The following is a 14,138-nucleotide window of genomic DNA, read 5'->3' on the forward strand; positions in this document are numbered from 1 at the left end:
TGGAATATATAACTATATTCCATTAAACAATTTATATAAAAATAAATTATATTATTAAATTAAAGGAAGTGCTCTTATGAAAAGACTTAAAATTTCTATCGTATTGGTTATATGCTTAATTTTCGCACTATTGGTTGGCTGTGGTAATAGCTCAACTTCATCAAATTCTTCAAACGCATCAAATTCTACAGCTTCAAAACCAGCAAAACAGACTATTACAGACGCAACTGGTGCAAAGGTAGATGTCCCAACTACAATAAATACTATTGCTGATGGTTGGCCTGCTCATAATGAAGTTTTAGTTATGCTTGGTCAAGGCAGCAAAATAGTTTCAACTAACTCAAGTGATGCTCCAAAAACTAGACCATGGCTAGCTGTAGTAAATCCACAAATGAAGAAAGCAACAACCGCTCTTACAAATACTGATGTAAATACAGAAGAATTATTAAAGACAAAACCTGATATAGTCTTTAACTCTGTAGTTCCACAAATTGCAAATAAAGTAACTCAACTTGGAATTCCAGTTGTTCAATTAACTTTTACAGATTTTAATGGATTAAAAGATACCTTTAAACTATCTGGTAAAATACTGGGTGCAGATGCAGAAAAAAAGGCAAATAACTATATAAAATATTTAGATAGTAAGCTTACTTCAATACAGGCTGTAACCTCAAAAATTCCAGAAGGCCAAAAACCTAAGGTTCTACATATAACAGCTCTCAATCCATTAACTATAGATGGCAGTAATACAATAATAGATAACTGGATAAAAGTTGCTGGTGGTATCAATGCAGCTAGCAGCGTAAGTGGTAACAGTAAAGTGGTATCCATGGAACAAATATTACAATGGAATCCTGATGTTATCATCTTCAGCAGCAATACAGTTACTAATCCAAATGATAGAGCTACAGCTATTGAAAAATTATCCAGCGATCCAACTTGGTCAAAAGTAAATGCTGTAAAGAATAAAAAAATGTATGTAAATCCAGATGGAGCTTTCTTATGGGATAGATATGGTGCAGAAGAGGCATTACAAATACAATGGGCTGCTAAAACATTATATCCTGATAAATTTACCAATATAGATATGGCTAAAGAAACAAAGAGTTTCTATAAAACATTCTTAAATTATAATCTTACTGATGATGAAACTGACAGAATACTTAAAGCTTTACCTCCAGCAGCTAAATAATAAGGATAAAAATAAGAGTATGGATTTTATAACCCATACTCTTATTTTTATATAACGTATAGATTTGATTTACACAAATCTATGTACGTTCCCTACCCTTTTTAAATAATTTATCTTTCTCTTCAATAAATTATTTTAGGCTGATTAATAATTCTCCTGCCTTAACCTGCTGGCCCTCTGATGCATTTATCAATTCCACAGTACCAGAAGCAGATGCAGACACCCTAGTTTCCATTTTCATGGCTTCTACAATCATTAAAGGCTGGTTTTCACTTACTTTCTCACCTTCTGAAACCAGTACTTTTAAAATGGTTCCTGGAATAGGTGCTCCAACCTCTAGAGGATTTGAACTATCTGCCATCTTTGTAGAAAATGTTTCCTGAGCATTCTTACTATCTCTATCTTTGATTTTAATCTCTCTACGATTTCCATCCACTTCAAAATAAAGTGTCTTATTTCCCTCTTGATCTACCTTTCCCATACCAGAAAGTTTTATCATATAAGTTTTACCGTTTGCCACCTCTGCTTCGCAGGTTTCACCTTCACTAAGACCATGGAAATAAACATCACTGCCTAATCTGCTTAAATCTCCAAATTCCTTAATATAATTTAAATAGTCTTCAAAAACATCAGGATACAAAGCATAACTGAGAGCATCTTTCTTATTTGGAGCAATATCATATTTATCCTTTAAATATTCTTCTATCTTATTAAAATCTTCCTCTGGAAGCAATTCCCCAGGTCTGCAGGTAATAGGCTCTTCCCCTTTTAATACTAAGTCCTGAAGCTTTTTAGGGAAGCCTTCCATAGGCTGACCCATCATTCCCTTAAAATAAGCTACTACAGAATCAGGGAATGCCATATTAACAGCTTTATCATATATATTTTCTGGTGTAATGTCATTTTGAACCATAAATATAGCAAAATCTCCTACCATTTTAGAAGATGGTGTTACTTTTACAATATCACCAAGCATATCATTTACTTTTTTATACATTGCCTTAATTTCATTAAATTTATGACCAAGTCCAAAACTTTCTACCTGTGGCTTCAGATTTGAATACTGACCTCCAGGAATCTCATATTCATAGATTTCAGCAGATCCAGACTTAAGCTCTGATTCAAACTTGTAATAAACTGGTCTAACTGCAGCCCAATAATCCGATACGCGTTGAATCCCTCTTAAATCTATACCTGTATCTCTTCTTGTATTCTTTAATGCCGCTGCAACAGAATTTAGTGCTGGCTGACTTGTAAGTCCTGACATACTGTTAAAGGCCGTATCTACAATATCAACTCCAGCTTCTGCTGCCATTAAAACTGTAGCTACTCCATTCCCTGTAGTATCATGAGTATGAAGATGTATAGGCATTCCTATTTCCTGTTTTAACGCTCCAACTAATTTATAGGCAGCATGTGGTTTTAAAAGTGCTGACATATCCTTAATTCCCAAAATATGAGCACCTGTTTTTTCAATTTCCTTTGCCAACTTTATATAATAATCCAAATTATACTTAGTTTTTTTATCATTTAATATATCTCCAGTATAACAAATACAGGCTTCTGCAACTTTTCCGCTCTTTAATACTTCATCTATGGATACTTCCATTCCCTTTAGCCAGTTCAAAGAATCAAATATTCTAAATACATCTATGCCATTATTAGCTGATTCTCTTATAAATTCACGTATTACATTGTCTGGATAGTTCTTATATCCTACTGCATTGGCACCACGTATAAGCATTTGGAAAAGCACATTAGGAATTTTCTTTCTAAGTTGTGCAAGTCTCTCCCAAGGTGATTCTCCAAGGAATCTGTACGCCACATCAAAAGTAGCCCCTCCCCACATCTCTAGAGAAAATAAATCTTTTCCATAAGCAGAAGTAGCCTCAGCTATTTTTATCATATCTCTTGTTCTTACTCTTGTAGCCATTAGAGACTGATTAGCATCTCTCATAGTGGTATCTGTTAAAAGCAGCTTACTCTGATCTTTAATCCAGCTTACAAGGCCTTCTGTACCCTTAGTATCCAGAAGTTGTTTTGTGCCAATTAGAGTATCTTGAATTTCAACCTTAGGCACTACCGGTACATCATATTCCTTTTTAATACCCTTGGTTTCATTAACTACCTTTTCACCAATGAATTTTAATAATCTTCCCTCTTCATCTTCATGAGGTAAAATATTAATTAATTCTGGATTTTCATCAATAAAACCTGTGTCGCATTCACCCTTTAAAAAAGTAGGATGATTTAGCACATTAATTAAGAATCCTATATTAGTCTTCACTCCAGTAATATTAGTTTCCTTAATTGCACGAATAGTCTTTCTAACACAGTCTTTAAAGGTTCTTGACCAGGATATATTTTTTACTAAAAGACTATCATAATAAGGACTTATTACCGCTCCTGAAAAACCATTTCCTCCGTCCAGTCTTATACCAAAACCTGAACTAGTTCTATAAACTTCTATCTTTCCTGTATCTGGTGCAAAGTTATGAAAAGGATCTTCTGTAGTTATTCTACATTGAATAGAATATCCATTTATCTTTATATCATCTTGAGAATAAATGCCTATTTCCTCTGAACCAAGTTCATATCCTTCAGCAATTAAAATTTGACTCTGAACTATATCTATTCCAGTTATCATTTCCGTTATAGTATGCTCTACCTGAACTCTAGGATTCATTTCTATAAAATAATGATTTCCATTAGCATCCACTAAAAATTCCAAAGTTCCTGCACTTCTATAATTTACTGATCTTGCTATCTTTAAAGCATCTTCACAAATTTTATTTCTCTTTTCATCTGAAAGTGAAAATGCAGGAGTGAACTCAATAACCTTCTGATGTCTTCTCTGTATGGAACAATCCCTTTCATGCAAGTGAACAATATTGCCGTACTTATCTCCTAAAACCTGTACTTCTATATGCTTTGGCTTTTCAAGATATTTTTCCATAAACATCACATCTATACCAAAAGCTTTCTTTGCTTCACTTTTTGCGCTCATAAAAGCATCCGGCAGTTCTTCTTCATTTCTTACAATTCTCATACCTCTTCCACCGCCGCCAGCAGCAGCTTTAAGCATGATAGGATATCCACATTCTTTAGCAAGTTTTTTTGCTTCTTCCACTGTCTTTATATCCCTCTCATATCCAGGTATAGTGGAAACTCCAACTGCCTTTGCAGCTATTTTAGATTTAATCTTATCACCAAGCTTATCCATCATTTCTGATGTGGGTCCAATAAATTCTATTCCCGCTTCAGCACATTTTTTTGCAAATTCTGCATTCTCCGACAGGAATCCGTATCCAGGATGAATAGCATCTACTCCTTTTTTAAGGGCTAAACTAATAATTTCTTCAATATTTAAATAAGCTTCAACCGGACTTTTATTTTCACCAATTAGATAAGCCTCATCTGCCTTTGTTCTAAATAAAGAATATTTATCTTCATTAGAATAAATTGCAACAGTACGTATTCCAAGCTCTTTACAAGCTCTAAAAATTCTTATTGCAATTTCTCCTCTATTGGCAACCAATACTCTTTTAAATTCTTTCATTTTAATCCTCCTAGTTTGTCTGCATTATCATATAAAGAATCTCATTTATTCCCACTAAATAGAATAACGTTTTTTTACGAAAAATGCAATATTGAAAACATCTAAAATTCATATCATTTGTTTTTTTTAAATTTTTCGAATATTCAGTTGATATCTGTATATAATAATGTTATAATAAACACAAGAAGAAAGTTAAATCTTCTTACAAATCCTAACTCATAGTATAAGAATAGAGTTAGTTAATATCTAATAGTTGTCATATTATAGATGTACATGGTACAAATATTAATTATTTGACTAAAGTATAAATATATAATTGATGACTATAAGGATATAAATCACATTTAATCAAAATTAGGTATAAATATAGATTGCAAAATATATTAACAAAATATTCATTAATATGTTTTATGTAAGATAATTTATATCAGTATATTAATACAAATATTTTAAATTTTATGATATAAAAATATTATAAAAAATAAATTATAGAAAAGGGTGATCGAAATACAATCAGAAGAACCAGGCTGTATAAATGAGTTAGGATTTGTTTAACCACCAATTAGTTAAAATTATAGCTAATTGGTGGTTATTATTTATTTCTTCGTCACTTATTTGAATCACTTCTTATACCACCCTTTTACTCTTTCTTTCACCAATAAGCTTTAATTTTTCAGCTCTACTAAGCTGCTTTATATAATATTCTCTTTTAGTAGCTTCACTTTTTGTTTCAAAAGCCTCAGAATATACAATCTCAACAGGAAGTCTTCCCCTTGTATATTTTGCCCCTTTTCCACTATTATGAACCATTAATCTATTTTTTAAATCATTTGTATATCCCGTATATAGTGTGCCATCGCTGCACTTTAAAATGTAAACATAATTCATTATTTTATCCTCTTGAATCTTTTATATATATTTATTTTATCATTATTTTATCATTATTTTATATTTCTGGTTAGAGAATAACTAAAGAATTATTTATCTTTTTCAATAAAATCATTTATGATATATCAACACTATAAATAATTCCACAATTATTGTATAATTAGAATCGATATGATTTTTACTGTCCCTTTTTTCTACACATACAATATAAGGACGTGATACTTTTGCAGGATTCTTTAAACATAATAAAAAATATCCCTATATTTTCTCATCTTTCCGATGAAGCTTTACAAAAAATAATTGAATTACAAAATATAAAAAAATATAAAAAAGGGGAAATAATTTTTTATGAAGGAGATAAGGGAGAGGCTTTTTTCTTTGTTAGATCAGGAAGAGTTAAAATCTATAAAACCTCTTTTGATGGCAAAGATATTACTCTAAATATACTAGGTGAAGGTTCAATTTTTGCAGAAGTCACTCTATTCAATGACATTAATTATCCTGCCACTGTAGAAGTAATGGAAAACAGTGAGATAGGAATGATTTTAAATAAAGATATTGAAAAAATGATTTTAAATAACACTACATTAGCTCTACAGATAATCAAAGTTCTTACTAAAAGACTTTATCGCTCTCAAAAGGCCCTTAAAGAAATGGCTTTTAGTGACACCTATAAAAGAATATCTATGACCTTATTAGATTTATGTGAAAGGCATGGTAAAGAAACTGAACTTGGAATTGAGATTGATATAAACATAACAAGGCAGGATATAGCAAATATGGTTGGTACCTCTCGTGAAACTGTGAGTAGAATTATAAGCGAGCTTAAAAGAGAAAAGATCCTTGATACCTACTCTAAAAAAATTATAGTCATTGACAAAAACAGATTAAGAGAATGTACTGATGAATATTAGAATTACCTTCCATGTTACTTTAGGCATATGAAAATAAATAGTGAGTCAAAGATGCGGCGTATATTTTGAAGCCTACAAGGAAACAGGTTCCGACTATAGTGGGCTATATGAGGGTTCTGTTGACGTAGTAGGATGCAAAATAGACTAGCATACTGACTAGTTATTTATTTGAATATTCCTTATACTTAAAAATTAAGAAGTTGGTGATAAGATGTTTAGTTTAAAAAATGAAAAAAGATCAATTAAAGTATTACTTTTTTTAAGTTGCCTCATATTATTTTCCTTAATATTGATTTCTATTTTTTATTATGGTAATACTACCCTTCTCGGAAATTTTTATGAACCTAATAATGACGATGTAAAATTTATAAGAAGCGCCTGGAATTTAGTACAAACAGGAGTATATACCTATCATGCGCCACCTAATCCAACGGTTTTTATGATGCCTGGTGTTGCATATACCTTAGCTTTCTTTATGTCAATCTTTAATAAATTTGGCGGCTTAACTGCTTTTCGTATTGCTCAGGGAGTTGTTCAAATACTCTCTTTACTCTTACTATTTTTTATATCAAGGAAGATATTCAATAGTAAAGTAGCTATTGTTGCAGTTATATTAGATTTAATTTACATACCTGAAATTTGGGTTCCTAATCTCATATTAACTGAAATATTCTTTAAATTTTTTGTATTATGTCTCATTTATTTTTCCATATATGCTATAGATGAGGATAAAACTAAATTTTATATTTTAGGCGGCGTAGCTCTGGGTTTTGCAGTCCTATTCAGACCTACTATATCTGCATATCCTATAGTCATTTTAATTATGTGGATTATAAAAAAATTAAGCATTAAAAAGGCTGTCAAATATACTTTAGCCGTTACAGTAGTATTCTGTATAATACTAAGTCCCTGGTGGATAAGAAATTATAAAACATTTAATAGATTCATTCCCTTTACCTTAGCTACAGGCAATCCTATGCTTCAAGGTACCTTCATTAATTATGATCAAACTACTAAAGCAACGGATGGATTAGATTATACTCATTACAATACTAAAATTTCTACGCTTTCTGAAATAGAAAAAAACACTCTAGAAATAGATGTTTCTAAATACAGATTAAAAAATCTTTTTCCAAAAGAACCTTTGAAATTTATATATTGGTATACCATAGGTAAGGGTAGCTATCAAGTTTTAACACCCTTTTATTGGAGAAATATTTTTAATATAAAATATGAAGTTGCAGGTATATATCATTTTATATTACTTATTTTAAGTTTTACTGGTATGATATTCTATTTTTTAAGACGTAACAAAGATGTACTTGGAATTTTGCCCATAGCATCGGTAGTATATTTTATTCTTATATATCTTCCATTTTTCACTATGAGCAGATATTTCTATCCTGTTATGCCCATTTTAATTATGTTTTCTGCCTATATTTGCGTAACTATATTTGAAAATATTCCTTTCAAGGAGAAATTTTTAAAATAAGTTTCTAAACTTAATATGCAGCATTTATTGAGAAAAGTGCGAAGTAACTTAATAGTTACTTCGCCTTTTCCACTATTTTATCCCATCATTTTAGCTAGATCTGCCTTTGCATCTCCACTTACCAGATTCAAATTGAAGTTATCCTGTAATACCTTTAATACACCAGCTGATATGAATTTAGGTGCTGAAGGTCCTACATATATATTTTTAACTCCAAGGCTGAATAAACCAAGTAATATTGCCACAGCTTTTTGTTCAAACCATGATAATACAATGCTTACTGGAAGGTCATTAACTCCGCAGCCAAAAGCTTCTGCTAGCGCTAGGGCAATTTTTACTGTTGAACCAGAATTGTTACACTGTCCAAGGTCTATATATCTTGGTATATCTATTCCTGGAACTGTTCCAAAGTCTATATCGTTAAATCTGAATTTACCGCAGGAAGTAGTTAATATTACGCATTCCTTTGGAAGTGCTTCTGCAAGCTCTCTGTAGTAATTTCTCCCCTTAGTAGGTGCATCACAGCCAGCTATTACGAAAAATCTTTTAATTTTTCCAGCTTTAACAGCCTCAATTATTTCTGGTGCTATAGATAGTACTGTATTGTGGTGGAAACCAGTAGTTAAAGTTTTATCTGACTGAATATTTGCTTTTGGCAGTTCTAAAGCTTTATTTATTAATGGAGTGAAATCATTATTTTGAATCTTCTCAATCCCTTCAAGTCCTGCTGTCCCATAAGTCCAGAATCTATTTGCATAAGTTCCTGTAGTTATTGGCATTAAGCAGTTTGTAGTTCCAAGAATTGCTCCTGGGAATTTCTCAAATAATTGTCTTTGATCATACCATGCTTTACCTACATTACCTTTTAAATGCGGATATTTCTTAAGTTCTGGATATCCATGAGCTGGCAGCATTTCTGAGTGAGTGTATATGTTTATCCCTTTTCCCTCTGTCTGCTTTAATAATTCTTCTAAAGCATATAGATTATGACCTGTGATCAATATACAGTGGCCTTCAACCTTGTCCTGTGTTACTACAGTAGGTATCGGTACCCCCAGCTTTGAAGTATGTGCACCATCTAAAAGATCCATAACCTTAACAGCTGCTGTACCAACCTTTAATGCCATTCCTACATTTTCTTCTAAACTGAAATTTGAATTTGTAAGTGTTGTATATAATGCTTCACTAATTATTTTGTCCACTTCTGGATCTGTTTTTCCAAGCTCTGCTGCATGAGTTCTGTATGCAGATACTCCTTTTAATCCAAATATTATTGTATCTTGAAGACTTGCTATTTCAGGATTCTTACCACAAACACCAAACTTTGTACATCCACCTTCTGGAGTCTGTTCGCACTGGTAACAGAACATAGGATTACATGAATTTTGTTTCTCATCTTTTTTAAATATATTAATCATTATATATCTCTCCTCGTATAATAAGTTTATAGTCAGTTAAATAACTGTTATAGACTTATTTATTTTTTATATTTTGTATAGATTAAGAAAGCATCTCTATTTTTCTAATGGGGATTCTCCCAATTCAATATTGCTGATTCTTTAACTTTCAAATCTATACATTTTAACTTACTATTTATCAAAGGATTTCCTAATGCTAAAATAGTCCTTATGGAACTTTAGCAAAGGTTACTGCATTATCTCTCCTGCAAAACTTATTGTTATTGCCTAGAAAGCTTGCAGCCTGACCAAAGTATCATATTCTGCTTACACAAATGTTGCATATCCTTTCGTAGCCACCAGCAAGGTTTTTCGTCTGGATAAATGCTAATTACGCGAGGTTGCAGTCAGTACTTTGGATTAGGATAATTCCTTTCTAATTTCCTCATTATTTTTGAAAGGTGGTGATTTCATGAAGAAATTAGATTACTTATCAACTCTATTTGTTGGTATCGATATTGGTGCGAGACAAAATGTTGTCTCTGCTATTAATTTTGATCAAGAATTCTTGATTAAAATGGAGCCTGTTCCTAATACACAATTTGGTGCAGAACAATTAGAATCCATGCTTGTTAAAGTGTTAGAAAAGAACACTTTTAAAACTGTAATAATCGGCTTAGAATCTACTTCCTTTTACGGAGTACATATTGCCAATTTTTTATCTTCAAGTGAAAGACTTATGCCTTACAAGCCTTATGTTTACTGCTTAAACCCTAAGGAAGTTGCTAACTACAAAGATTCCTTCAATTCTCTTGATAAAAATGACAGCATTGACTCTTTTGTTATTGCTGATTTTGCAAGAGTTGGCAGAATTCATACTGAACCCTGGCGGGGTTCTCAATATCTTGCTCTGCAAAGACTTACAAGACACAGGCTTCATATTGTTGAATGCTTAACCAGAGAAAAGACTTACATGTTATCCAATGTATTTCTCAAGTTTAGTGAATTTGCTTTGTTACAGGGTGATGATCATCCTTTTTCTGATAAATATGGTGCTACTGCGTCATCTATATTGACAGATTTTCTTTCTTCTGAAGATATTGCAAATACTTCAATTGAAGATCTTGTTGACTTCGTCAATAAAAAAAGTCGCAAGCGGATTTCCAATCCACAGATGACTGCTGAAATTCTGCAGCAGGCTGCACGTAATTCATACCGCCTTGATAAATGTTTGTATGAGCCTTTAACAACCTCAATTGCCTGCTCTTTTAATTGTATTCAGGCTTTTGAGAAAGAACTTAAAGCTATTAACAAGGCTATTGAAAAAGCAGTTATGGGAATGAACCCCGTTGAATACCAAATTTTAATGTCAATACCTGGGTTCGGCCCTGTTTACTCTAGTGGCATTCTTTCAGAATTAGGTAGTGTTCATGCTTTCCCTAATAACAATGCCATTGCTAAATACGCTGGCATCGTATGGAAGGAAAATCAATCTGGTGGTTTTAAGGCTGAAAACACACCAATGAACAAAGCAGGCAACCGTTATTTGCGCTATTATCTGATAGAAGCTGCTGGAAGTATCGTAAGATATATTCCTGAATATCAAGAATTCTATCAGAAGAAATTTGCTGAAGTAACTACACATCAGCATAAACGAGCACTCGCACTAACATCTCGTAAATTGATTCGTTTGATTTTTGGATTGCTGGCTAAAAATCAACTCTACTCTTCAAATAGGGTAGATAAATAAATAGTTTTGCGAACATACGTTCTAAGTTTGACGTATGCTTGTTAAGGTTACCCATTTTTTTCAAAATCATTTCTTTTTCTTTTCATTTTGTTCTTGACATATTACCAAATTGCTTTTACTTAAAAAATATCTTAATTAGGCATGTGAAAATAAATAGCAAGTCAAAGATGCGACAGATATTTATTTGAAGATGCCTTAACTCTATGTCTGTATTTTATTATAATCAAATAAAAAATTCAGTGATGTATGTCACACTATTTAAAAATTCTAACTATAACTCTAAGGTTAATTGTAAGTTATATTTTTTTACTTAGAAAAACACTATCAATGCCTATTGAGATTCAATAAGCTGATAGTGTTAACTTATTTATTTTCATATGCTTTAATACTTCACATCACTTTTATTTCCAAGTGAAAAGCTGCTAATTGCTAAATAAGGTTTCTTACAGAATTCTGCCACTTCATCTTTAATCACTATATTGGCTATACCAAATGTAACTACAGCTATGGCAATACCAGATACTGCATCTAAAATAACATGCTGCTTCACAAAAAATGTAGATATAATTATCAATATATTTAATATAGTCACAAAAATACCAATAACTTTATTTCTTTCTTTACACTTCCATATGCCCTCAATCATAAAGAAACATGCCATCACATGTATACTTGGAAAACAATTATATGGATTATCTATCTTATATAAAATTCTAATTATATCTGTAAATATATCATTACCTACCAGAGTTGGTCTTGAAATTGTAGTTTGAAAAAAATAGAAGGTAAAATAGGATATTATCAAACCACAGACCAAACTAACTAAAAGCTTGCAATAGGTTAATTTATCTTTTGTACATATATATATGAAAACTATTGGCACTAAAGGATACCATACAACATATGGTATTATAAATTGTTTTATAAAAGGTATACTCATATCCAGATTAGTAGCTAAACTGGTAATTCCTCTATTAGGTGAATTTAAAAGTCCATACATCCCATTCAATATTAATATTGGAAGCATAAAGCAAAAAGCTGGTATATTATCACGTATCTTATTCATTTTAGTCCCCTTTATTAGATCAATAATCAACTAATTTTATAACTGCACCGTTTAATATAACTTCTTATTCGTTAATATTGTACACAATTTCTTCAACCAAAGCAAACTTCTTATATTCAAACTTCAATTTATGATTTAAAGATATAACACAATAACTGCTTATTGAATTATTCAAATTTTCCATTAGTTACTGTAGATATTATTTAACCACCAATTAGTATAATATAAATACTAGTTGGTGGTTTTAACCTATAAATATTTATCCAATATATTATTGTCTTTTAAGGTGTTTACTAGAGACTTTATTTCTTGATCTTTATTTTTGTCCATTATTAGAATTACATCTCCTGAATCCACTACAATTAAATCCTTTATTCCAAAGCCTATAACAAGCTTATCTTTTCCAAATATACAGCAATTTTCACTTTGCTCTAAAAATGTATTACCATTAATGCTATTTCCTCGATATTCGTTTAAAAATCTGGATAAAGCAACAAAATTTCCTATATCATCCCATCCAAAGTCACATTTTATTACATAAGCTTTTCTAGTTTTTTGCATTACACCAAAATCTACTGATATTCCATCTATAAGGTCATATTGTTCCCTTATAACTTCCTCTTCTTTTTCTGTTCCCAAATATTGATATATAGTCATAAGACTCTTATACATCTTTGGAAGATATTTCTCCATTTCTCTCAAAAATGAATCTGCTCGCCATATAAACATTCCGCTATTCCACAAATAATTTTCTGCTAATAAAAAATCCTTTGCCACCTCAATATTTGGCTTCTCAACAAATCTTTCAACCTTGTACGCAGAACTGGAGGAAGAAATTTTTTCTCCCATTTGTATATACCCATATCCCGTTTCAGGTCTTGCGGGAGGAATCCCTATAGTTACGAGCCCTCTCCTTCTTTGTACTATATCTACACCTTGTTTTAATGTATCTATAAATTCTTTATTTCCTTCAACATGATGGTCTGAAGGAAGAACCATCATTACTGCATCATTGTCTTTTTTCAACAATTTTATAGCAGATAATCCAATACAGGTAGCGGTTTCCTTGTTAATAGGTTCTGCATAAACATTTTCTTTGCTTATTTCTGGAATCTCATCATATACTTTCTGTATATAATTTTCATTAGTCACAATATATATATTTTCCTTATTAACTAAAGGCTTTATTCTATCAACGGTGTTTCTTAGAAAGCTTTTATTATTAATTACTTTTAAGAACTGTTTGGGATTCTCTTCACGAGATAGAGGATAAAGTCTTGTTCCCTTTCCACCTGCCAATATTAGTGCATATAACAAAAAAAACACCTCAAATAATTATTGCTCACACTAACATAATATGAACAAATATATTATAAGGTGATGATTATAAACGGTTTATCTTAAACTAATGATGCGTTATTACAGATAGAGAAAAGAGATCTTGTTAGATCAATTTTTAAATAAATTTTAGGGATTTACTTAGTTAGTAAATCCCTTATGTTTTTATTACTTATACATCTTTATAATCTACATCTATTACTTCTCCATCCAACTCATCACTTGATGTAAAAGCAGAAGTATTATTATAATTATTTTTTGAACTTGTGTTTATTTTTGATTTACTCCTTTTAAAATACTGCTTAAAATATCTCTTTCCCATTACTATGGCATAAATCACCACACCTGCAATTATAAATAAAGGTATTAAATGTATTAATAGGTAGCCCCCAATCAATACAGCTGCCACTATACCCATAAACCATAATATTTCTGAAAAACCTTTCCCCACAAAATCCATTTAATTCACTTCTTTCTTTACAATTACAATTTATAGTATGTATAAATTGTTACTTTTATTTATATATTCATTATATCACAAT

The 14,138-nt window shown here is 31.2% G+C and carries 10 protein-coding genes; 4 read left to right on the plus strand and 6 right to left on the minus strand.

Annotated elements, in window-relative coordinates; all coding sequences use genetic code 11:
* The first annotated feature begins 76 nt into the window (after nucleotides 1-76).
* Nucleotides 77-1,192 (plus strand): ABC transporter substrate-binding protein, encoded by a 1,116-nt coding sequence (locus CLOPA_RS20760; RefSeq protein WP_015617388.1) that lies wholly within the window; start codon nucleotides 77-79, stop codon nucleotides 1,190-1,192.
* Between the two features lie 130 nt (nucleotides 1,193-1,322).
* Here the strand turns inward: CLOPA_RS20760 and CLOPA_RS20765 are convergent, their stop codons facing one another.
* On the minus strand, nucleotides 1,323-4,751 hold the full coding sequence (locus CLOPA_RS20765) for a pyruvate carboxylase (protein ID WP_015617389.1): 3,429 nt from the start codon (nucleotides 4,749-4,751) through the stop codon (nucleotides 1,323-1,325).
* A gap of 627 nt (nucleotides 4,752-5,378) precedes the next feature.
* The gene (locus CLOPA_RS20770) at nucleotides 5,379-5,639 is read right to left on the minus strand and encodes a GIY-YIG nuclease family protein (RefSeq protein WP_015617390.1); all 261 of its coding nucleotides are present in this window, start codon (nucleotides 5,637-5,639) and stop codon (nucleotides 5,379-5,381) included.
* A 215-nt stretch (nucleotides 5,640-5,854) separates the two neighbouring features.
* Between CLOPA_RS20770 and CLOPA_RS20775 the strand changes: the two genes are divergently transcribed.
* Nucleotides 5,855-6,553 (plus strand): Crp/Fnr family transcriptional regulator, encoded by a 699-nt coding sequence (locus tag CLOPA_RS20775; protein WP_242834243.1) that lies wholly within the window; start codon nucleotides 5,855-5,857, stop codon nucleotides 6,551-6,553.
* 211 nt (nucleotides 6,554-6,764) lie between these two features.
* Complete coding sequence (locus CLOPA_RS20780; protein ID WP_015617392.1) at nucleotides 6,765-8,045, plus strand: glycosyltransferase family 39 protein; 1,281 nt, start codon at nucleotides 6,765-6,767, stop codon at nucleotides 8,043-8,045.
* Nucleotides 8,046-8,122: 77 nt separating this feature from the next.
* Here CLOPA_RS20780 and hcp read toward each other — a convergent pair whose 3' ends face one another.
* Nucleotides 8,123-9,415, minus strand: coding sequence for a hydroxylamine reductase (gene hcp / locus CLOPA_RS20785; RefSeq protein WP_041711650.1), 1,293 nt, complete (start codon nucleotides 9,413-9,415; stop codon nucleotides 8,123-8,125).
* 499 nt (nucleotides 9,416-9,914) lie between these two features.
* Here hcp and CLOPA_RS20790 point away from each other — a divergent pair, with 499 nt between their 5' ends.
* Entirely contained in the window at nucleotides 9,915-11,192 is a 1,278-nt protein-coding gene (locus tag CLOPA_RS20790) for an IS110 family transposase (RefSeq protein WP_015613850.1), read from the plus strand.
* A gap of 382 nt (nucleotides 11,193-11,574) precedes the next feature.
* Here the strand turns inward: CLOPA_RS20790 and CLOPA_RS20795 are convergent, their stop codons facing one another.
* From CLOPA_RS20795 to CLOPA_RS20805, 3 genes are all read right to left on the minus strand, one after another.
* On the minus strand, nucleotides 11,575-12,258 hold the full coding sequence (locus tag CLOPA_RS20795; protein WP_015617394.1) for a phosphatase PAP2 family protein: 684 nt from the start codon (nucleotides 12,256-12,258) through the stop codon (nucleotides 11,575-11,577).
* 249 nt (nucleotides 12,259-12,507) lie between these two features.
* Complete coding sequence (locus CLOPA_RS20800) at nucleotides 12,508-13,575, minus strand: mannose-1-phosphate guanylyltransferase (RefSeq protein WP_015617395.1); 1,068 nt, start codon at nucleotides 13,573-13,575, stop codon at nucleotides 12,508-12,510.
* 193 nt (nucleotides 13,576-13,768) lie between these two features.
* On the minus strand, nucleotides 13,769-14,056 hold the full coding sequence (locus tag CLOPA_RS20805) for a hypothetical protein (protein WP_015617396.1): 288 nt from the start codon (nucleotides 14,054-14,056) through the stop codon (nucleotides 13,769-13,771).
* Nucleotides 14,057-14,138: the final 82 nt, after the last annotated feature.

It is taken from the genome of Clostridium pasteurianum BC1, assembly GCF_000389635.1.
GTDB classification, from domain to species: Bacteria; Bacillota; Clostridia; order Clostridiales; family Clostridiaceae; genus Clostridium_I; species Clostridium_I pasteurianum_A.